This is a genomic window from Brevundimonas sp. GW821-FHT10A07 (assembly GCF_059415785.1).
Map to the genome: position 1 here is coordinate 114,458 of NZ_JBWKNX010000006.1, position 18,985 is coordinate 133,442.

At 64.6% G+C, this 18,985-nt stretch carries 20 protein-coding genes and 1 pseudogene; 9 read left to right on the plus strand and 12 right to left on the minus strand.

From position 1 onward, the window contains the following. Window positions 1-161 precede the first annotated feature (161 nt). From AC07NC_RS06790 to AC07NC_RS06820, 7 genes are all read right to left on the minus strand, one after another. Entirely contained in the window at window positions 162-1,160 is a 999-nt protein-coding gene (locus tag AC07NC_RS06790) for a FecR family protein (RefSeq protein WP_494569018.1), read from the minus strand. Window positions 1,161-1,244: 84 nt separating this feature from the next. Further along, window positions 1,245-1,748 carry an RNA polymerase sigma factor gene (locus tag AC07NC_RS06795; protein WP_008261471.1) on the minus strand — a complete coding sequence of 168 codons (504 nt, stop codon included), beginning with the start codon at window positions 1,746-1,748 and terminating at the stop codon, window positions 1,245-1,247. A 231-nt stretch (window positions 1,749-1,979) separates the two neighbouring features. Continuing rightward, window positions 1,980-4,748 carry a TonB-dependent receptor gene (locus AC07NC_RS06800; RefSeq protein WP_494569019.1) on the minus strand — a complete coding sequence of 923 codons (2,769 nt, stop codon included), beginning with the start codon at window positions 4,746-4,748 and terminating at the stop codon, window positions 1,980-1,982. Window positions 4,749-4,941: 193 nt separating this feature from the next. Next, on the minus strand, window positions 4,942-5,565 hold the full coding sequence (locus AC07NC_RS06805) for a DUF1190 domain-containing protein (RefSeq protein WP_230307696.1): 624 nt from the start codon (window positions 5,563-5,565) through the stop codon (window positions 4,942-4,944). A gap of 5 nt (window positions 5,566-5,570) precedes the next feature. Then, the gene (locus AC07NC_RS06810; protein WP_008261051.1) at window positions 5,571-5,984 is read right to left on the minus strand and encodes a DUF350 domain-containing protein; all 414 of its coding nucleotides are present in this window, start codon (window positions 5,982-5,984) and stop codon (window positions 5,571-5,573) included. A 26-nt stretch (window positions 5,985-6,010) separates the two neighbouring features. Then, the gene (locus AC07NC_RS06815) at window positions 6,011-6,658 is read right to left on the minus strand and encodes a YjfK family protein (RefSeq protein ID WP_035305461.1); all 648 of its coding nucleotides are present in this window, start codon (window positions 6,656-6,658) and stop codon (window positions 6,011-6,013) included. A 3-nt stretch (window positions 6,659-6,661) separates the two neighbouring features. Further along, window positions 6,662-7,693, minus strand: a complete 1,032-nt coding sequence (locus AC07NC_RS06820; protein WP_494569020.1) for a potassium channel family protein — start codon at window positions 7,691-7,693, stop codon at window positions 6,662-6,664. A 93-nt stretch (window positions 7,694-7,786) separates the two neighbouring features. Between AC07NC_RS06820 and AC07NC_RS06825 the strand changes: the two genes are divergently transcribed. Genes AC07NC_RS06825 through AC07NC_RS06835 form a run of 3 tightly spaced genes read left to right on the plus strand, consistent with a single transcriptional unit; the run spans window position 7,787 to window position 10,439 of the window. Next, window positions 7,787-8,497: a YjfI family protein gene (locus AC07NC_RS06825; protein WP_494569021.1), complete on the plus strand. Its 711-nt coding sequence runs from the start codon at window positions 7,787-7,789 to the stop codon at window positions 8,495-8,497. Between the two features lie 16 nt (window positions 8,498-8,513). Further along, the gene (locus tag AC07NC_RS06830; protein WP_492073718.1) at window positions 8,514-9,269 is read left to right on the plus strand and encodes a PspA/IM30 family protein; all 756 of its coding nucleotides are present in this window, start codon (window positions 8,514-8,516) and stop codon (window positions 9,267-9,269) included. Window positions 9,270-9,272: 3 nt separating this feature from the next. Beyond that, window positions 9,273-10,439: a glutathionylspermidine synthase family protein gene (locus AC07NC_RS06835; protein ID WP_494569022.1), complete on the plus strand. Its 1,167-nt coding sequence runs from the start codon at window positions 9,273-9,275 to the stop codon at window positions 10,437-10,439. A gap of 19 nt (window positions 10,440-10,458) precedes the next feature. On the opposite strand, the gene AC07NC_RS06840 is transcribed toward AC07NC_RS06835, so the two are convergent. Next, the gene (locus AC07NC_RS06840) at window positions 10,459-12,258 is read right to left on the minus strand and encodes an acyl-CoA dehydrogenase (RefSeq protein ID WP_494569023.1); all 1,800 of its coding nucleotides are present in this window, start codon (window positions 12,256-12,258) and stop codon (window positions 10,459-10,461) included. 183 nt (window positions 12,259-12,441) lie between these two features. Between AC07NC_RS06840 and AC07NC_RS06845 the strand changes: the two genes are divergently transcribed. Together AC07NC_RS06845 and AC07NC_RS06850 are read left to right on the plus strand one after the other, a co-directional pair. Further along, window positions 12,442-12,843, plus strand: a complete 402-nt coding sequence (locus AC07NC_RS06845; RefSeq protein WP_494569024.1) for a hypothetical protein — start codon at window positions 12,442-12,444, stop codon at window positions 12,841-12,843. Window positions 12,844-13,110: 267 nt separating this feature from the next. Beyond that, a pseudogene (locus AC07NC_RS06850) lies at window positions 13,111-14,109 on the plus strand (tyrosine-type recombinase/integrase); the annotation flags it as partial. 136 nt (window positions 14,110-14,245) lie between these two features. On the opposite strand, the gene AC07NC_RS06855 reads toward AC07NC_RS06850, so the two are convergent. After that, on the minus strand, window positions 14,246-14,476 hold the full coding sequence (locus AC07NC_RS06855) for a helix-turn-helix domain-containing protein (RefSeq protein WP_299172011.1): 231 nt from the start codon (window positions 14,474-14,476) through the stop codon (window positions 14,246-14,248). A 141-nt stretch (window positions 14,477-14,617) separates the two neighbouring features. Here AC07NC_RS06855 and AC07NC_RS06860 point away from each other — a divergent pair, with 141 nt between their 5' ends. Genes AC07NC_RS06860 through AC07NC_RS06870 form a run of 3 tightly spaced genes read left to right on the plus strand, consistent with a single transcriptional unit; the run spans window position 14,618 to window position 16,178 of the window. Further along, entirely contained in the window at window positions 14,618-15,025 is a 408-nt protein-coding gene (locus AC07NC_RS06860; protein ID WP_494569025.1) for a type II toxin-antitoxin system RelE/ParE family toxin, read from the plus strand. Beyond that, window positions 15,015-15,335, plus strand: a complete 321-nt coding sequence (locus AC07NC_RS06865) for a helix-turn-helix domain-containing protein (RefSeq protein WP_494569026.1) — start codon at window positions 15,015-15,017, stop codon at window positions 15,333-15,335. The genes AC07NC_RS06860 and AC07NC_RS06865 overlap by 11 nt, the downstream gene beginning before the upstream one ends. Beyond that, window positions 15,336-16,178, plus strand: a complete 843-nt coding sequence (locus tag AC07NC_RS06870; RefSeq protein ID WP_494569027.1) for a hypothetical protein — start codon at window positions 15,336-15,338, stop codon at window positions 16,176-16,178. Window positions 16,179-16,502: 324 nt separating this feature from the next. On the opposite strand, the gene AC07NC_RS06875 is transcribed toward AC07NC_RS06870, so the two are convergent. The 3 genes from AC07NC_RS06875 to AC07NC_RS06885 all read right to left on the minus strand — a co-directional run bounded on the left by AC07NC_RS06875 (window position 16,503) and on the right by AC07NC_RS06885 (window position 18,106). Continuing rightward, window positions 16,503-16,736, minus strand: coding sequence for a hypothetical protein (locus tag AC07NC_RS06875; RefSeq protein WP_299172022.1), 234 nt, complete (start codon window positions 16,734-16,736; stop codon window positions 16,503-16,505). A 121-nt stretch (window positions 16,737-16,857) separates the two neighbouring features. After that, window positions 16,858-17,322: a hypothetical protein gene (locus AC07NC_RS06880; RefSeq protein ID WP_494569028.1), complete on the minus strand. Its 465-nt coding sequence runs from the start codon at window positions 17,320-17,322 to the stop codon at window positions 16,858-16,860. A gap of 196 nt (window positions 17,323-17,518) precedes the next feature. Beyond that, entirely contained in the window at window positions 17,519-18,106 is a 588-nt protein-coding gene (locus tag AC07NC_RS06885; protein WP_494569029.1) for a tyrosine-type recombinase/integrase, read from the minus strand. Between the two features lie 238 nt (window positions 18,107-18,344). Between AC07NC_RS06885 and AC07NC_RS06890 the strand changes: the two genes are divergently transcribed. Then, complete coding sequence (locus tag AC07NC_RS06890) at window positions 18,345-18,683, plus strand: hypothetical protein (RefSeq protein WP_494569030.1); 339 nt, start codon at window positions 18,345-18,347, stop codon at window positions 18,681-18,683. The last annotated feature ends 302 nt before the right edge of the window (window positions 18,684-18,985 follow it).

Genomic DNA, 18,985 nt, shown 5'->3' on the forward strand with positions numbered 1-18,985 from the left:
GACAAAACCGCCCCCGCGACAACGACACGTCGCGCACCGAGCGGCGTCGATGGTGCGAACGGCTTCAAGCGGAGCAGGCCTTAGGACAATGGGACGAAGTTCAGCGTCGATCCTTAGCGCGACCGCGTGACAGCTCTGCGATGGCCCCAGCCTGCACTGACCTAGTCTGCTCGTATCAGGGCGCGACCGTCCGAGGTCCGTTCAATGGAAATCGGCAACAGATCGTCCATGCGGTCGATCAGTCCGACCTGTCCGGTCAAGGGCAACACCACCGTCACCCTCGTCTTCGCCAGGGCGGGATCGGCGATGACCATCGGCCGGTCGGCATAACGGGCAGCCTCGGCGATCACGTCGGACAGCGGGGCGTCATGGAAGATCAAGCGCCGTTCGCGCCAGGCCGTGGCGGACTCGACGTCCGGACGGCTCAGATGGACGCGGTCCAGGCCGGGGGTGAAGACGGCCTTCTGGCCGGGCGCCAGCATCACCGCGTGATCAAGCGAACGCCTCTTGCCGACGTCATGGCGGCCGATGGCGACACGCCCTTCCAGCAAGGAGACCTCCGCCCGGTTCCGCCGCAAGGTGGTGGTGAACCGCGTGCCTGTGACGATGACATTCCGATCCGCAACAGCGACCTGGAACGGGCGGGCAGGATTGTGGACGACATCGAAATAGGCCGCGCCCCGCAACAGGACGACGCGCCGGACGTCATCCTCGAACCGCACCCGGATTTGCGAATCGGCGTCCAGGGTGACGCGAGAGCCGTCCTCCAAGGCGAGATCGGTGATTTCGCCGGGCGCGCTGGCGTAGACCACCGCCCCCTTGTCGGCGCTCTGGGATCCCAGGCCGGGCAGGATCATCAGGACGACGATGGCCGCGACGGCCGAGGTCGCGAGACCGCCGATCAGGATTCGTCGGCCGGTGTTCGCGGGTTTGCGCCCCCGCAGCCGCGCCAGATCGCCTTCGAAGGCGCCGGCCAGAGGCGCGAGGTCCGCCAGACGCGCCTTCGCGGTCTCGTAGGCTGGCAGGTTGTCGTCTTTCTCCAACCAATCGAGGAAGGCCGCCTGATCGCGCGCGGGGACGGTTGGCCGACGCATGCGCGCCAGCCAGTCTTCGGCGGTTCGCGGCCGACGATCAAACAGGGATGTCAGGCGCTGGATCATGCGCGAACGAAACGCTCCTGGACGCGGCAGGGGGATAAGGCGCCGACGCCTTCAATATTCACAACGACACAGGGGTACGACACCTCAACCCTCTCGCGAAATCTTCAGCTGACGGAGGGCTTCGGCGATGTGTTTCTCGACCATGCTGACCGAAACCCCCAGGCGTTTGGCGATCTGGCTGTAGGTCTGCCCCTCGAACCGGTTGAGCAGGAAGGCGTCGCGCGTTCGCGGCGGCAGGGCGCGAATGATCCGGGCGGCGGCGGCCAGGTTTTCGCGACCGATCAGATGCTGGTCCGCGGCGGGGGCGTCGCTGGCCACGGCGCGCGGGCCGGCGTCCAGGGCGTGGATGTCGTCGGTTCCGCGCACGCCCTTGCGGCCGGCCGATTTCCAGCGGTCGGTCTGCAGGTTGCGGGCGATCACGAACAACAGGGGCCGGGCGTCGGCGCCTGACAGATCGTGGCCGGCGCGATGAAACCGAACAAAGGCCTCCTGCACCACGTCCTCGGCGTCCTCGATCGTCTGCCCCTTGCGTTGCAGATAGCCGATCAGGTCGCGGCGCAGTTCGACGACAAGACGCTCAACCGACATGGTCGCCGTCTTCCCGCTGGCCAAACGCGCAAAGACGTCCCCTCTTGCGGAGGGGACGTCGCGCCAGGCCAACCTCTAGGGGATCAGAAGTGATGGTCTGAACTGCTGCCATGGTCACGGCTCCCAAGCGAGCCGGCGCCTCAGCCGGCCGCATGAGCGGCCGGCTGGAAGTTCTGCAGACGACGTCGGCCGTCCGCAGCCCTCACCATGGTTCGGCGTTCCGGAAATGGATCAGAACTCCATCCGCAGGCCAAGGTTGATACGGCGACCCGACAGTTCGTACATGGTGGGGAAGGACGGATCCATCGTATAGCCCTTCGTCGCCTCGTCGGTGACGTTGATGCCCTCCAGGTTGATCTGGAGGCTGTCGGTCACATTGTAGCTGGCCGACAGGTCGATCTGACCATAGCCTTCGCGCCAGATCGGGTACATTTCGTAGCCGATCCCTTCGACGTACTTGTCCTTGAAGTTGTAGGACGCGCGCGCCTGGAACTTCGAGTTATCGTAGTAGAGGGTGAAGTTGTAGGTGTTGTCGGCCAGACCGACGGGCGGCATGCTGATGCCCAGTTTTGTCGTGGACGTCAGCGAGCTGTCCAGCACCGTGTAGTTGGCGTTAATGCCGAAGCCTTCCAGCGGCGCATAGAACTGGCCGAACGGCACGACGGCGACCAGTTCAACGCCGCTGACTTCATACGAACCCGGCTCGTTGATGGGCTGATAGACGTCGAAGGTGTAGGTTCCGTCGACTGATCCGTTCGCATTGAGTTTGACCACGTTCGGAACCGTACCCGTCAGGGCCTGGCGAACGACGCCCTCGATCTCTTTCCAGAAGTAGGACACGGCCAGAAGACCGCCATCACCCAGATACTGTTCCAGACCCACTTCCCACTGTTTGGCGTAGGTCGGCTTCAGATTGGGGTTGCCGTCGGTGAAGCGGAACGAGTTCCAGCTGGCCGTGCGCTTGTAGGCCAGGTCGGTCAGGGCCGGACGGATCAGGGTCTCCGAGGCTGCAGCGCGGAAGATCAGGCTGTCCGTCAGGTCCGCCGTGATGTTCAGGCTGGGCAGAACCTTGTCATAGCTCCCGTCGCTCGACACCGGTTCTGACGTATAGCTGATTGAACCGTCGGAATTCGGCACCTGATGGTAACCCGATGAGGTGATCGACGTATCAACGTAGCGAGCGCCGCCATTGACGGCGACCGGCACCGAACCCAGGTCGAAGTTCAGATCGGCCATGGCGTAAAGCGACACGACGTCTTCCGACACTTCGTAATAGTCAGCAACGTTGAACGGCGTTACAAAGCCGTCGTAGCGGAAGGTGCGGCGGGCGTAGTCGTTGGACACCTGGCTCCAGGTCAGGTCACGGACGCTGTAGGAGCCGCCGGGGACCAGATCGCTGATCGCCGTCAGTTCGCTCTGCGACATCGGGCGTCCGAGGTAGTCGACCTTGCCTGCGCCGGTGCCCTGGATGTTCAGGGAGCCGTACTGGCGCTCCTTCGACTTGTCGGTATAGCGGGCGCCGACCTGGACGCTGGTCAGGGCCGGGAAGAAGTCCAGATTCAGGTCTTTGGCGAAGTCGATCTGGGCGGCGTATTTGTCGTCGCTGATCTGCTCCAGCGACGTCTCGTAGCCTTCGAACAGATAGCTGGACGGCGAGTTGTACATGTCGATCGACGCCGGGTTGGCGCTCTTGATCGTCTCACCGCCCTGGGCCGTCCAGCGCGTCCGCGACGGCGCATAGGCCGTGTGCTTCAGGTTAGCGTAGTCCAGCGTCTTTTCCGCGCCGGAATAGCCGGCCAAAGCATGCAGCTTCCAGCTGTCGCCGCTCCAGTTCAGTTCTGTCCCGAACTGCCGATAGTCCGTCTCATTGATCCGCTCCTTGCTGAGCATCTCATGCTGGGTGGCGGTGTAGGAGACGTCGCGCAGCACGATCAGGCCGGAGTCAGCCAGGGTGGTCTTGTCGTACTCGTGGATGGTTTCCAGCGTCGAACGGCTGGAGGCCGAATAGGCCGCCGCGTCATATTCGTCTTCGGTGGTTTCGTACCGGCCGATCAGGGCGTCGAAGGCCAGGCTGAAGTTCGATGACGGACGGTATTGCAGCGACAGGGCGCCGCCCCATTGGTCCTGGGTGTTCAGATAGGCGCGGTCGCCGACCTTGTCCTGGAAGATGATGCGGTCCGTCTCAGCCGTATTGGCGCGGTTCTGAACGACGACGCCGGCGTCGCGCGCCAGCACAGCCATCGCCTGGGCGCCCCGGGCGCCCGTCGAGTTGGCGAGGAAACGGGTCATCGGGCGGAAGTTGATGCCCGAGTTCGAGTCGGTCCGGTTGGTCCGGCGCGCGGTCGAGAAGGACACCAAGGCCCCGAGGTCGCCCCAGGTGTCGCTGGCCAGGAAGGACAGTTTCGGATCGGTCTTTTCCGAGATCGAATTATAGGCGCCCTCGACAGAACCGACGACCCGGCGGCCGGCGTAGTCGAACGGGCGGGCGGTCGAGATATTGACCGAACCGGCGATGCCGCCCTCTTCATCGGCGGCGCGCGGCGACTTCTGGACCGTCACCTGCTGGATGATTTCCGAAGCGAAGATGTCGAACTCGACGTCGCGGCCGCCGCTGCCCGAGGCGGTCGCCAGGCCGTTGATGCTGACGAAGGTGAACTCGCTGGGCAGGCCGCGCACGTTGACGCGCTGGCCCAGGCCCTTGTTGCGTTCGATGGTCACGCCGGGGATGCGCTGCAGCGCCTCGGCCAGGTTCTGCTCGGGGAAGTTGGCCACGTCGGTCGCGACGATGGAGTCGGAAAAGCCGACGGTCTTGCGCTTGATGTCCACCGCCTCTTCGAGGCTGCGGCGATACGAGCCGGTGACGATGATTTCGTCGATCTCGGTCGCTTCAGCCGCGCTCGGCGCGGTGACGACGGCTTGATCGGCCGATTGCGCCAGGGCGGCGAACGGCGACGCGGCGACCATGGCGAAAGCCGTGGTGCCCAGGATTCGGTTCTTCATTTCAGGTAGCCCCCAGTGAGTTCTAGGCGCTTCAACGACCGGGCTTCGCAGCCCCTCAATGTGTGACAGGGCTTTTCATTCAAACTTCACGGCGCTGTCGCGTTCGCCGCTTCCGGACGGCAAAACGGCCCGCCGGACGCCCTGAAGGACGCCTGACGAGCCGCTGTCAGCCTGACTGTTCCGCCTGAAACGGTTAGCCGCCGTAGCTCCGGCCGCCCCCGCCGAAGCCGCCGCGCGACACGACGGCCGTGCGGCTCTGAACCCGGGCCGGCGCCTGACGCGCCACATCGCCATGTTCGCGGGCGTTGGCGACGGTGCGACCGGTCCGATAGTCGCGGTAGGTGTACCCGCCGCCGTAGCCGTTCGAGTAGCGGTTCTCGCGGTCGCGATACAGCGGGCCGCCGCCGCGATAACCGCCGCCGTTCAACAACTGGCCGACCACGAACCCCGCCAGCAGAGGCGTGAAGAACGAGCCGTTGCCGCCCTGATTGTTGGGCTGGCATTGCGACGGCCCCCACTGGCCTTCGCATTCTTCGCGCGTCGCATAGCGCGGCGCGGTCTTGGCGGCTTCTTCCTGGGCCTTGGCCAGGGCGGCGTCGCACTGGTCGTCAGGGATGTCGTTGGCGGCGCGGCATTCGTCCAGACTGGCGTAGGCCAGGGCGGGTTCCGGCTCGGGCTCGGGCGCCCGGACCTGAGGCGAACTACAGGCGGCCAGCGAGAAGCTGGCGGTCGCCATCAGACTGCTGACATGCAGAATGCGCGACCGTTTCAGCCGGCGCATGGTTTCCGTCTTGGGCAGGTCCTTGGGATCGGTCATGGCGGTCACGACGTCATGCAGGCGGCGTTCAGCAGCCCGACGCAGATGGAGATGGAGGCCAGATAGACGGCCGCAGCGATTTCGCCCGCCTCGATCCGGGCCACCAGATTGCGGAAGGCCATGCGGCTGATGGCGACGAAGACCACGATCTGGATCACGCCGGCCAGCAGGGCCCAGGCCGCGAATTCCATCAGGCTGACGGTGTGCGACAGGGCCGAGGCCAGAGGCAGGACATAGCCGATCAGGGCCCCGCCCAGCGCAATGGCGGCGGCGGTGTTGCCCTCACGGATCAGCGTATGCTCGTGATAGGGCGTGACCCACTGGTAAACCAGCTTGAAGGCCAGGGTGAAGGCGCCGGCGACGGCGAAGGCGATCAGGAAGGCGATCGCGCCCTGCTGAAAAATGAACCAGTCGAACATTCAGTCTTCCCTTTCGGATCGCGCGGTCAAGCGCGGAACTCGGCCATTTCCAATGGAATGCCGATCATGATTTCGTGGGTGGTCTCGCCGCCCTCGGGCTGTTGCTCCAGGGCGATCATCAGTTCGCGGCCGTCCGCCAGTTCTCGCGCGTACAGCATGCAGGTCTGGAAGATCTTGGCGTAGGGCGTGGTCGCCGCCCGGTCGTCCCAGATGGTCTCCCATAGAGTGACCGGCGGCTGAACGGCGTCGCTCTCGGCGAACCAAAAGCGCGGATAGTCCGGCAGTTCCTCCGCCGCACCGTGAAAGACCGGCGCCGACAGACGGTCGCGCCAGATCCGGCGTTCCCGCTCGCCCGGCGGATAGGCCGAGGTCCAGGGGATGAACAGGCTGAAATCATAGCTTTCGGCGCCCGCCTCGTCGTCGCTCATGGCCTGAAGCATGACGTGATCGTCGGTGTAGAAGCGGTGGACGAACTGGCCGCTGTCCAGACTGACCAGGCCCTGGGCCGAGATGTCCAGCACGTCCCGATCCAGCACGAAATGGGTCTCGTCGCCCAACCGGCGCCAGGCCAGCGGATCCAGCGACACCGTCCGACCCACGGTGATGTTTCGCACGGTCGCCAGCTTGGAGGCCGGCTCGACCTTGTTCGATGATCCAAAGAGCTTCTTGAACATCTTTTACGCGTTTCCCGCCAGGCTGGCCTGATCCAGCCGGACGGACGAAACATAGAACAAGCGGTCGCCGGCCTCTACGTCCGTTTCGGCCGGCGGGTTGAAACGCGGCGCATCGGCGCCCTGCGGCTGCAGCGCCAGAAGGGTCGCGTTGTGGTCCAGAAGTCCCTGGGTCAGATTGCCGACTGACCGAACCCCGCCCTGCCATTTCAGGCTGAACAGGGTGGCGCTTTCGTCCAACTGGCTGGTCAGGGCGCTGATCACCTGGCTCGAGCCAGGGTCGCGGGCCGAGCGGGCCAGCATCTCCGGCCCCGACGACAGCACGATTTCGACGTGCGGACAGTGCTGGGCCAATAGGCGGGCGCTGTCCGCGTCCTCGAAGAAGCAGACGATATGCGCCGTCGCAGGCGCTGCGGTCGATGCAGCCAAAGTCGCGGTCAGGGTATCGGAATCGTTGTCGGCGTACACCAGTATCCGGCTTGCGCTGGCCGCGCCGGCGCGGGCCAATCCTTCGGCGGAGGTCAGGCTCTCGCTCTGGACGTACCGAACCCGCGAATCCAGATCGGCGATGACCTGGCGCGTCATCAGGACCAGGGTCTGGGTCGTGTTCAGTTCAGCGCACAGTTCGCTGATCATCTTGGGCGTTCGGGCCGGATGATAGCCGATGAGAATTATCGCGTCGCTCATCTTGGAATAGTCTCCCTTTCCGGCCCGGCGCGTACGCCAGATGTCGCCGATTGCGCCCAGAACCTTGGCCACCACGGTCGTGAAGGCGGCGATGGCGCCGGGGAATATCCAGATCGCGGTGATCAGCCGTCCGGCGGCGCCTTGCGGGCTGAGGTCCCCATAACCTACGGTATAGGCAGTCGTCGCGTACCAGTAGATGAAAGTCGCAGGCGGATGAAGCTCGGTCTCTCCCGCCAGGGCCAGCAGAAACCAGGACGAAACCGCATGAAACAGGATCAGACCGGTCAGCACCCGCCAGTGCATGTCGGCCATGGCGTGAAACGCCCGGTCGAAGATCAGCGCGAGTTTCATCCTCGGCAACAACATGCCATCCCCTTGGTCCGCGCCAACTGATCGCAGACCCCTAGGCGAAGTCAAGCGTTCATGTTACGCGTTTCATGAAACATGCCCGCAACCGCCTCGCCCTCGTCCGCCGCCAATGACCGCATCCGTGCGTGGCGACAGGCGCGTCGCGAGGCGGGACTGGTCAAGCTGGAGCTCTGGGTGCCTGAATCCGCTCGCGACGACGTGAAGGCCGCCGTCCGCGCCATCATCACCGATTCCACCCGCGGCCCCCGGCTTGCTGCTCAGAGCCTTGCTGCTCAGAGCCTTGCCGGCCGCTCGCGCCGCCCCACTTCTCATTCCATCCCCCCTGGAGACGACCACCACATGGACGCCGTGATCGAAACCCCCTGGACCGTGCCCGCCATCAAGGCGGCGCTCGATGAATCCCCCCTGCTGCGCGAGGGCGAGATGACCCTGCGCGTGCTGGAGGGCGCCGAGCCCGTCCTGTTGGCGACCATGCACGAATACGGCGACCTGCCGGTCTATCTCAGCGTCGGCGGCGCCCAGATCGTCTGTTCGGTCCTGCTGTGGCCCGTCGCCGAACAGGCCGACCGCCACGCCTTCAACGAATTCCTGCTGAAGGCCCAGCGCGTGGTGCCCCTGTCCAACTTCGCCATCACCAACGTCGGCGGCGAAGACGTGTATGAGCTGATGGGCGAACTGTCGTGCAAGACCACCTTGCAGACCATCCTCATCGAACTGCGCACCCTGGCCGAGAATGCGATCGACGCCACCGAACTGCGTGAAACCTTCGGCGCCGACGCCGCCTGATCCGGAGACCCCGACCATGTCCATGCTCAGAAAACTCTCCGCCCTGTTCCGCGGTTCGGCCCATGACGCCGCCCAGGGCGTCGTCGACGCCAACGCCCTGAAGATCCTCGACCAGGAAATCCGCGACGCCGACAATGCTCAAGGCAAGGCCAGAGACGACCTCGCCGGCCTGGTGGCGCGCCGCCGCATGGCCGAAAACGAAATGGCCAGTTTCCGCGACCAGATCGCCAAATACGAAAGCTCGGCCCGCTCCGCCCTGGGACAGGGCAAGACCGAGCTGGCCCGCGAAGTCGCCGGCCGTATCGCCGAACTGGAGGTCGAGATCACCAGCCGCGGCCCGCTGATCGAGGACATGAAGACGGCCGAGACGCGTCTGCGCACGGCCATCGCCTCGACCGACCAGAAGATCGAGACGCTTCGTCGCGAGATCGACATCGTCAAGGTCAACGACTCCGTCCAGCGCGCCCAGACCTCGGTCGCCCTGAACTCGGCCGGCGCCCAGTCGCGCATCGGCTCGGCGGCCGACAGCCTGCAACGCATCAAGCAGCGTCAGGCGATCCAGGAAGAAAAGCTGAACGCCAGCCAGGCCCTGGAAGACCGCCGCACCGGCGCCGACCTGGACGCCAAGCTGCGCGAGGCCGGCATCCTGCCCGGCCATTCTTCGGCCGACGACGTCTTGGCCCGCCTCAGCCAGCCGGACGTGACCGTGGTCACGCCGCGCATCGGCCAATCTACTCCAGGCGTGGCGACCCCCGACAAGGACCCGGCCTGAACCATGGAGCGTCTGCGCCTCGAACCCCGAACCGACTGGGACGCCAAGGCCGAGGAACTCGGCTTCACCTGGCGCCATACCGACGGCAAACCCTATTGGGACGAGACGGCGGCCTACGCCTTCTCGCTGGCCGAGATCGAGGACGGGATCGAGGCGCCGACCGCCGAACTGCACGGCCTCTGCCTGGACCTCGTCAATGAGGCGGTCCAGTCGGAGCGCCTGATGGAGCAGCTCGATATTCCCGAGCCGATGCGGGACTATGTCGCCGAAAGCTGGAAACGGCAGGAGCCGTCCCTCTATGGCCGGTTCGACTTCGCCTATGACGGCGCGGGTCCGGCAAAGCTCTACGAATACAACGCCGACACCCCGACCAGCATCTATGAGACGGCGGTGTTCCAATGGCTGTGGCTGGAGGACCAGATCGCCGCCGGCGTCCTGCCCGCAGACGCCGACCAGTTCAACAGCCTGCACGAGAAGCTGGTCGACCGGTTTCGCGCCATCTTCCCGGACGGCGGCTTTCTCCACTTCAGCTCGGACGCCGACTTCGTCGAGGATCGCCAGACCGTGCGCTTCCTCGAGGATCTCGCGCGCCAGGCCGGGCTTGACCCCCAGTTCGTCGCTATCGATCAGATCGGCCTGAACGAAGAGGGCCGGTTCGTGGACCACGAGAACTGGATCATCCAGGCGATGTTCAAGCTCTATCCGTGGGAACAGATGCTGCGCGACGACTACGCCGCCCCCCTGCCGACCGCCGAGGTCACGGTGCTGGAACCGGCGTGGAAGAGCCTGTTGTCCAACAAGGCCATCCTGCCCCTGCTGTGGGAACGCCACCCCGGCCACCCCAATCTGCTGGAATCCTATTTCGAGGGCGACCCTAAGGCGACGGCCCTGGGGACCTCCTATGTCCGCAAGCCCCTGTTCTCGCGCGAAGGCGACAATGTCGAACTGATCGATCAGGGCCTCAGCGCCGCCGAGGTGGTGGACGGCGGTTACGGCGAGGGCCGCTACATCCGTCAGGCCCTGCACAATCCGCCGCGTTTCGACGACAACTATGTCATCGTCGGCTCCTGGGTCGTCGGCGAAGAACCGGCCGGCATCAGCCTGCGCGAGGATCAGGGACGCATCACCCGCAACACCTCGCGCTTCGTGCCCCACTTCATCCGCGACTGACGCTCAACCCGCCGCCTGATCAGAACCACCGGTCCTGCATCGCCAGCGTCGTGTCGTCCTTGCTGACCAGCAGGTCCAGCATCGGTCCGATCTTGGGCAGTTCCCAGCGGAAGAAGTAGCGCGCGGCCTGGCGCTTGCCGTCGTAGAAGTCGCCGGTCTTGCCCGCCGCCGCCAGCGCCTGCTCCAGCCAGATCCAGGCCAGCACCGCATGGCCCACGGCCTCCAGATAGGTCGAGGCGTTGGCCAGGGCCCGCTCCGGGTCGCCGTCCCGCCACACCGTCGCTGTCGCCGCGCCGATCCGCTCCATGGCCTGGGCCAGGGCCTCGCCATAGGGGTTCAGCTCAGGATCGGCCGACGCCCGCGCCACGGTGGCCATCACCGTCTCGCCCAGCAGCTTCAGCCCCGAGCCGCCGTCCATGATCGCCTTGCGACCCAGCAGGTCCAGTCCCTGGATCCCGTGCGTGCCCTCGTGGATCGGGTTCAGCCGGTTGTCGCGATAGAACTGCTCGACCGGATAGTCGCGGGTATAGCCGTAGCCGCCCAGCACCTGGATCGCCAGGCTGTTGCCCTCCAGGCACCATTGCGACGGCCAGCTCTTGGCGATCGGCGTCAGCATGTCCAGCAGGCGCCCGGCCCGGTCCCGTTCGGCCGCGTCCTCGGCCGTCGTCTGGTCGTCGGTCAGCCGCGCGCAATACAGGTTCAGCCCCAGCGCCCCCTCGGCGTAGGCTTTCTGCGCCAGCAGCATGCGGCGCACGTCCGCGTGCTGGATGATCGGCACGGGCGGACTGGCGGGATCCTTGGCCGACAGGGGCCGTCCCTGCGGCCGCCCGCGCGCATAGTCCAGGGCGTGCAGATAGCCGGTGTATCCCAGGGCCGCCGCGCCGGCCCCGACGCCGATCCGCGCCTCGTTCATCATGTGGAACATGGCGGCCAGCCCCTGGTTCGGCGCCCCGACCAGCCAGCCGACCGCGCCCCCCTGCCCGCCCGGCGCATGCCGGCCTTCACCGAAGTTCAGCAGGGTGTTGGTCGTGCCGCGATAGCCCATCTTGTGGTTCAGCCCGGCCAGAACAACGTCGTTGCGCTCGCCCGGCGCGCCGCTCTCGTCCAGCAGGTGTTTGGGAACCACGAACAGCGAGATCCCCTTCACCCCCGCCGGCGCACCGTCCATCCGCGCCAGCACCATATGGACGATGGTTTCGGACAGGTCGTGATCCCCGCCCGAAATCCACATCTTCGACCCGAACAGCCGATAGCTGCCGTCGGCCTGCGCAACCGCGCGGGTGCGAATGTCGCCCAGCGACGATCCCGCCTGCGGCTCCGACAGGCACATGGTGCCGAAGAACCGTCCCTCCAGCATCGGCCGCACATAGGCGTCGACCTGCGCGGCCGTGCCGTGGGTCTTCAGCAGATTGGCCGCCCCAATCGTCAGGAACGGATAGGCGGCCGTGCCAACATTGGCGGCCTGGAACCAGGCGAAACCGGCGCGCTCGATCACATTGGGCAGTTGCAGCCCGCCCAGATCATAGTCCTGGGACGCCGAAAACAGCCCGGCCTCGCGGAACGCCGCCAGGGCCTGGGCGACTTCCGGGATCATCGTCACCCGCTCGCCGTCGAACGTCGGCTCGTTCTGATCGGCCTTGCGATTGTGCGGGGCGAACATATCCGCCGCAAGCTGGGCGCAGGTGTCCATCACCCCGTCGAACGACACCCGGTCATGATCCGCAAACCGCGCCCGCTGCGTCAGCCGCTCGACCTCCAGCCATTCGTACAGAATGAAATCCAGATCGCGCCGGGACAGGATCAGCGAGGCGTCAGACATGCGAAGGCTCCGAAGACGCCGCCTTGCGGCGAAGGGGTTGAGCCTAGGCGGGGGTGTGGGGTGCTGCAAGTTGGTGTGAACTGCCGTGCCGGGGCGCCTATAACGTCGCGCGCGCATCATCCGCGCATTATTCACAGCTCTCGGTTACAAAGATCGCCCGTGATGGGCCTATGGAGCGAGTGAATGAGAACGACGGCTTTGCTGATTGCATTTGCGACGTTGATTGCTTCCACAGCAGGCTCCCAGTCGCGCGAGATAATCATCATGGGCGGAGGGTCGCAGGATCGTTTCTTGGGCTGCCTGACCTGTGGCGAGTTCACTCAGGATTCTGTGTGGAACCAGTACAGTCGCCACGGTTGGGAAAACAAGTTTGGGACGTGGAATAGGTTTGGAGAACATGCCAATCCCTACGGCCCGAACTCAGCGTGCAACCAGTTCGGAACAAATGCGCCAGTGCTAGTCGACCGCCAGGGAGAGTTCTACGGGCGGCTGTCCGTAAATGAATACGCGGAGGGAAGCGTTTGCGGTGTGAACGGTGCGCCGCAGATTTGTCGAGCGCTAAAAGTCATGTGCGCCGATTCCTAGCAGAGCCACCTTGAACGGCAAGGGCGTCACACAACCGACCCCTATTCTGCCGAGGCGGTTGTTTTCATTGGATTTAGGAAGATGGCGGAGACGGAGTCCGCCGCTCTGCAATGTCTGGCAATCGCAGGCTATCCTCCAAGCTGTTGTCGTAGCTGAGTAATTTCAGCCTCCTTCTTCAGCTTGTGTCCCCGCGTCTCTCCCGATCTCACGCCTGTTTGAGGATGGCGTTTAGGACGGGAAAGGTTCGACGGACAAAAGGAAAACCGGATGTCCCGACCTACCAATCGCCTCTCCGCACGCACCGTCGCCGCCGCCAAAAAGCCCGGCCGTCACGCCGATGGCGGCGGCCTCTATCTGCATGTCGATCCGAGCCTGGCCAAGCGCTGGGTCTTCGTCTTCCAATGGCGCGGCAAGCGCCGGGAAATGGGGTTCGGCAGCACGCAGCTCGTCTCCCTCGCCGCCGCGCGCGATGCAGCGCTCGACGCCCGCCGCATGGTGGCGTCGGGGGTCGATCCCATCGCCGCGCGCCAAACCGTGCACCGCGTCGTCACCTTCGGCGAAGTCGCCGACGAGGTGCTGGCGGGATTGGAACTGTCGCTGACCAATCCGAAGCACCATGCGCAATGGCGCACGTCGCTCACGGTGGCGGCGAAGCCGTTGCAGCCCCTCCCCGTCGATGAGATCACCACCGACGACGTGCTGGCCGTGCTGCGTCCGGTCTGGAAGCGCACCCCCGTCACCGCCTCTCGCTTGCGTGGGCGGATTGAGCGGGTGCTGGATGCGGCCAAGGCCAGGGGATTGCGTACCGGCGAAAACCCCGCCCGCTGGCGCGGGCACCTGGATGTGCTGTTGCCGAAGAACAAGCGCCTCGTGCGCGGGCACCATGCCGCGATGCCCATGGAGCAGCTGGCGGCGTTCATGGCGGCGCTACGCGACCGCCCCGCCGTCGCCGCCCGCGCGTTGGAGTTCACCATCCTCACCGCCGCGCGCACCGGCGAAAGCCTCAACGCGCGCTGGTCCGAAATCGATTTGGAAGCCGGGATCTGGATCGTGCCCGCCGAGCGCATGAAGGCCCGCGTCGAACACCGCGTCCCGCTGACGCCCACCGCCCTTGCGGTGCTGGCCGACGTGCGCCCGCTGCTGCGCACCGCCAAGGATGGCTGGGTGTTCCCCAGCCAGAACGGCCGCCGCCCCCTCTCGCAGATGTCCATGCTGATGCTGCTTCGCCGCATGGGGGTGGAGGACTGCACCGTCCACGGCTTCCGCTCGACGTTCCGCGATGGGGCGGGCGATTGCACCGAGTTCCCGCGCGAGCTGATCGAAGCCGCCCTGGCTCACACCATCGGCAATGCCTTGGAGCGCGCTTACCGCCGATCCGACGCCTTCGCCAAGCGCCAAACACTCATGCAGGCATGGGCCGATTTTTGCCGGAAGGCCGCCCCGCCGAAACCGGCGGCGGCGACTGCCGCATCCGCTGCACCATCGCTTCCAGATCGTCGCGCGCGATCAACGTCCGCCCGCACACCTTCACCAGCGGTAGTTCGCCTTGCGCGACCAGCCGGTAAAGCGTCGAACGGCTCAGCCCCGTCAGGGCCAGCACTTCATTGACCCGGTAGGTGATCCGATCCTGCATGCATCCGGTTCCGACAGCACGGCATGAGCGCCGTCCCGTCGAGCTACGACCCAGGCGCGGGCCTGTCCGTTGCAAGGGATTGAGCAGTCACTCAGCTATTCCCTTGCCAAGTTATACCATATTGGGTATAAATAAGGTTGTATGGTCCGTCTTCCACCTACCAACGAGAAGCCCGTTCATTGGATCGGATCTTCCAAATCTGACCTGCTGGCGCTGCCGCAGGAAGTGGTGAGCGATATGGGCTACGCACTGGGCGTGGCTCAGTTGGGAGGCAAGCATCCCCATGCCAAGCCTTGGAAGGGCGAAGGCGCGGGCGTGTTTGAAATCGTGGAGAGCTTCGAGGGCAATGCCTATCGCGGCATCTACACCGTCCGCTTCGAGGGCGTGGTCTATGTGCTCCACGTCTTTCAGAAGAAGTCGCCGTCGGGCATCCGTACGGCGCAGACGGACATCGACTTGGTGAGTGAGCGCCTGAAACGCGCCCGCGAGCACTATGAGAGCAACTACCAACAGCCCACGAAGGGCAAGGCAGGCAAACGTGGCAAATGACATCACCGAAGGCACCGGCAACGTCTTCGCCGATCTGGGCCTCCCAGACGCCTCCGAGCGTCAAACGAAGACGCGGCTGGCGATGGCCGTGAACGCTTTGCTGAAAGAACGCCGCCTCAAGCAGACGGATTCAGCGGTCATTCTACGCATCCCTCAATCCAAAGTGTCGGCGCTCGCCAACTATCGGCTCGATCATTTCTCGGTCGAAAAACTGATGAGCTTCCTGAATGCGCTGGAACAGGATGTCGAGATCGTCATTCGCCCGAGCCGCGAAGCGGTTGGGCACACCTCTGTGTTTGCGCTGACCTAGATGTTCAATCTCATCATGTTTTCCGTAGAATGGGAAAACAACGGGCACACCTCCGTCTCCAACAGCCGCATGTTCGAACATACGGACGCCCACATCGCCGACCAGTTCCGCCAGGACCGCGGACCACTTTTGGATCGCCTTTCGGCCCTTCCTTGCCTGTTCATGCAAGAGGGTCGGGGCGACGAAATTGCTCGCGTTGGCCAGATCAACCGAGCGAGACGGACTGGCGCGGAGATTGCCATCGAATACACACTCAATGCGGACGTCCCCCCGCTCCAAAACAGCATGATCTACGCCAACCGAATGGCGCTCGACATGGCAAGCAATGCTGAGTTTTCCCGCAATCACTGGGCGGTGAAGGATGTCGACCTCTACCGCTTCCTGCTCGGAAACGTCCGTCCACGCCGTCAACGGCCGACAGTCTTTCATATAGCCGAACACGAGAACATCGAACCGGCCCTGGCCTCCGCCATGATGCCCTTTGATGCGGGCTTCACCGATGTCTACGCCAGCATTCAGCAAGCCTCCGCTGACGCGGGTCTGCGATGCCGGCGCGCCGACGACATATGGGAAAATGCGGCGATCATTCAGGATGTCGTCGCTCTGATCGACCGCTCACGCATCGTGATCTGCGACTGCACTGGTCGCAACCCCAACGTCTTTTACGAGGCAGGCATTGCTCACACACTCGGACGTGAAGTGATCCTCATCACGCAAAATGAACAGGATATTCCCTTCGACCTCCGGCACCTTCGATACATCCGCTATCTGAACAACGCCGAGGGGCGCGCAGTGCTCACTACGGCCCTTCAGGCGCGAATGCAGACGATCCTTGGGCACTGAGATCGCACCGCCTCACGGCCCCTCCCGGATCACGCCAACCACCGTGGCAATCGCCGCCACCAGTTGGGCGAAGGCGGTGATCATTAGGGCGATGTCCTGATAGGTCATGGTTTCCTCCTTTGTGGCCCCGCGCGGAATGCGTGGGATGAGGACCCCCCGAACGGGTGACAGGCATCGGATGCACAGGCCGCAGCCGCTCGCGAGCGGGCGACGCTGCACAAGCCCCGCCCTTGGGGCGCGGAAGCGAGCGCCTTGCATCCATGCCGCCCCGTCCACTCTCCGAATCCGAACCACGCATCCGCACGGGCCCGAGGAAACCAGACCTCACTCGCCCCGGATCGCCTTCCTATCCGCAGCGCCATAGGCGATGCCGACTGCCGCACCGGTCAGCAGCAGCGCGACCGTTGGCTTCCGCCCAGCGGCTTTCATGGCCGCCGTCGCCGTGACCACCCCAAGACCGGCCCCGATCAACGCGCCTTTCACGCCGGATTGTGCGTCAGCCTGCTCCCGCAGATTGGCCGCCACCTCTTCCCAAGGCACATTCTCAAACAGATTCATCGCTTCGCTCCCCCGGCGAGATGCCGGTGAGCCAACCGTTCATGAGACCGGATGCCTCGACCATTGCGAGGCGTTGTGCCGGGCCCTCATTCACCGTTTACGCCACAGCTTTCGGCCCCTGCTACTGACTCGAACTGCCTTCGCGTTCGACCGAAGGGGCATCCACGCGCGGCACAGTCCCAGCGGGTGCCATCCCCGCCGCCGATGTGAAGAGCTGAAGGGTCAACTTAACCGTGTCGGCCTCAGTGATCGTATCATTTGCCGCAAGTTGGCACAGATAGAACATGCCAATATCCAGAAATGCTGTGCGTTCGCTCGTCGTCGATAGCGCTGTGACCGATTGGGCGATAGCCGCTGATATCTCAAGGGCGGCTGTATCCGATGAGGTGTTTTCCGCCGCAGCAGCGGCCGCCTTGCTAAAATTCAAGATGGCTTCTGGCGCTTGTGCCCCGGCACTGGCGCTCATGCCACGCGCTGTCATGGCGCGTTGCATGCAGATTTCCATGTCGTGAGTTACGATCCCCGCATTCACGTCGTTCGACCAGATGAACAACGTCGCTGCGGTATTCGCCTTGTCGACTTTCATGGACGTGACGCTTCGTCGTCCGTGGATTGGCAGGGACTCGCAAGCCCCCAGTGCCAAGATCAGCAACGCTCCTATGGCCGCGCTTATCCGCTTCATTAGTCCCGCTCCATCCCAACAACCCAGCGTTGGCAGGAAATGGAAACGAGTCAATACCGTCGTTATTCCAAATAGCGCGACTTAGCCTCTCGCACCCGCCTTATTCCTCCCCATACCCCCGCCACAGCCGCCGCGCGAAGCTACGCTCTTCGCGGCCGACGGCGTGCTGGTAGATGGCGGTGGTGTCGATGCGGGCATGGCCCATCCAGTCGCGGGTGAGCGGCATGGGGATGTTGTGCTCGGCGTTCTGGACGCCGAACGTGTGGCGGAGGCCTTTGGGGCTGGCATGCACGCCGGTGATCCCGGCCTCGGCCATGGCGCGGCGCACCCGACGCCAGGCGGTCTGGCGGCACCAGGGCCAAAGCGGCTCGTCGGGCCGCTTGCCGCGCGCCAGGCGGCGGAGCTCGCACATCAGCTCGGCAGGCACCGGCACGGCGCGGAAGGCCAGCTTGCGCCGTTTCAGGGTGCGGAACACGATGCGCCCCGCCTCGACATCGAGCCGCTCGGGGCAGAGTTGCAAGGCCTCGCTGACGCGGCAACCAGTGAAGGCCAACAACCGGCAGAGCGCGCCGCTTTCCGCATCCATGCGGGCGGCGGCGGCGAGGAACCGGCGCGGCTCACTCCCGCACAGGTATTTGCGCTGGCCGTGATGATCGCGGAGCGATCCTGCGTCGGGCGCGGCCCTCATGCCCGCCGCCGGGGCCGGGCGGCTGCAACCGTTGTGGGAATAACGTCGCAACCCCAACACAGTGAAAAACCGGCGCGGACGCTGGGTTTGCGTGGGGTTTTTAGAGGGGCGCTCCGTCCTGTTCCGTTCGGCTTCATTTGGACAATACGCTTGTCAAAACAATGCACTATCCGCAACCGAATTCCCACTAATGTTACGCTTTCCCTACCGCTCATGGTGAGCGGCGGGGAAAGCAATAATGTTGGATCGGCAACGAGCGCGGGGGCGCGCCTCGCATGTGCTACGCCGTGGCTGGGCATTTTTGCCACTGGCGCTGCTCGCCGCCTGTGGCGGCCCCTCAATGAATGCAAGCCGAACACTCGGACGCGGCATCATCATCGAAAACACCGACACGGAAGCGTTCACGATCAACCGGATCATCGCGAACGGAAGTGCTGAGAACGGCAACTGCAATAACTACCCCAATCGTACCCTCGCGCCCGGCAGCACTTACACGGTCGTGTTCTGGCTCTGCGGCAACATCCAGAAAATCGAAGTGCAGACGGATCGCGGCACCAGCTTCCTCGAATGGGGCTGATCGCGTGATGCCTCGCAACACCCCCATCTTCATCGTCATGATCGCGGCCGTGGCATTCCTATGCACTGGGCCAGCGATAGGCCAATCGTCGTCTAACACCCGTTCGACGCGGATACCGGAAGCCTACGCCGCGTCCAGGAAGTGCTTTCTGGCGAACATCCATGCCCGAGGTATTCGGCAGGACGCCGGGGACGCGGCCGGAGCCCGTCGCTACGCGGAAGGGGCGCGGGCTTCGTATGACGCCGCACGCGTCGCAGCCCTGGCGCTCGGCTATACGGAGGATCGGTTAGAGGCGGACATTC

Coding starts and splice junctions, on each gene's coding strand:
- AC07NC_RS06790 (WP_494569018.1), bottom strand. CDS start 1,160: ATGATCCAGCGCCTGACATCCCTGTTTGATCGTCGGCCGCGAACCGCC.
- AC07NC_RS06795 (WP_008261471.1), bottom strand. CDS start 1,748: ATGTCGGTTGAGCGTCTTGTCGTCGAACTGCGCCGCGACCTGATCGGC.
- AC07NC_RS06800 (WP_494569019.1), bottom strand. CDS start 4,748: ATGAAGAACCGAATCCTGGGCACCACGGCTTTCGCCATGGTCGCCGCG.
- AC07NC_RS06805 (WP_230307696.1), bottom strand. CDS start 5,565: ATGACCGATCCCAAGGACCTGCCCAAGACGGAAACCATGCGCCGGCTG.
- AC07NC_RS06810 (WP_008261051.1), bottom strand. CDS start 5,984: ATGTTCGACTGGTTCATTTTTCAGCAGGGCGCGATCGCCTTCCTGATC.
- AC07NC_RS06815 (WP_035305461.1), bottom strand. CDS start 6,658: ATGTTCAAGAAGCTCTTTGGATCATCGAACAAGGTCGAGCCGGCCTCC.
- AC07NC_RS06820 (WP_494569020.1), bottom strand. CDS start 7,693: ATGAAACTCGCGCTGATCTTCGACCGGGCGTTTCACGCCATGGCCGAC.
- AC07NC_RS06825 (WP_494569021.1), top strand. CDS start 7,787: ATGCCCGCAACCGCCTCGCCCTCGTCCGCCGCCAATGACCGCATCCGT.
- AC07NC_RS06830 (WP_492073718.1), top strand. CDS start 8,514: ATGTCCATGCTCAGAAAACTCTCCGCCCTGTTCCGCGGTTCGGCCCAT.
- AC07NC_RS06835 (WP_494569022.1), top strand. CDS start 9,273: ATGGAGCGTCTGCGCCTCGAACCCCGAACCGACTGGGACGCCAAGGCC.
- AC07NC_RS06840 (WP_494569023.1), bottom strand. CDS start 12,258: ATGTCTGACGCCTCGCTGATCCTGTCCCGGCGCGATCTGGATTTCATT.
- AC07NC_RS06845 (WP_494569024.1), top strand. CDS start 12,442: ATGAGAACGACGGCTTTGCTGATTGCATTTGCGACGTTGATTGCTTCC.
- AC07NC_RS06855 (WP_299172011.1), bottom strand. CDS start 14,476: ATGCAGGATCGGATCACCTACCGGGTCAATGAAGTGCTGGCCCTGACG.
- AC07NC_RS06860 (WP_494569025.1), top strand. CDS start 14,618: ATGGTCCGTCTTCCACCTACCAACGAGAAGCCCGTTCATTGGATCGGA.
- AC07NC_RS06870 (WP_494569027.1), top strand. CDS start 15,336: ATGTTCAATCTCATCATGTTTTCCGTAGAATGGGAAAACAACGGGCAC.
- AC07NC_RS06875 (WP_299172022.1), bottom strand. CDS start 16,736: ATGAATCTGTTTGAGAATGTGCCTTGGGAAGAGGTGGCGGCCAATCTG.
- AC07NC_RS06880 (WP_494569028.1), bottom strand. CDS start 17,322: ATGAAAGTCGACAAGGCGAATACCGCAGCGACGTTGTTCATCTGGTCG.
- AC07NC_RS06885 (WP_494569029.1), bottom strand. CDS start 18,106: ATGAGGGCCGCGCCCGACGCAGGATCGCTCCGCGATCATCACGGCCAG.
- AC07NC_RS06890 (WP_494569030.1), top strand. CDS start 18,345: ATGTTGGATCGGCAACGAGCGCGGGGGCGCGCCTCGCATGTGCTACGC.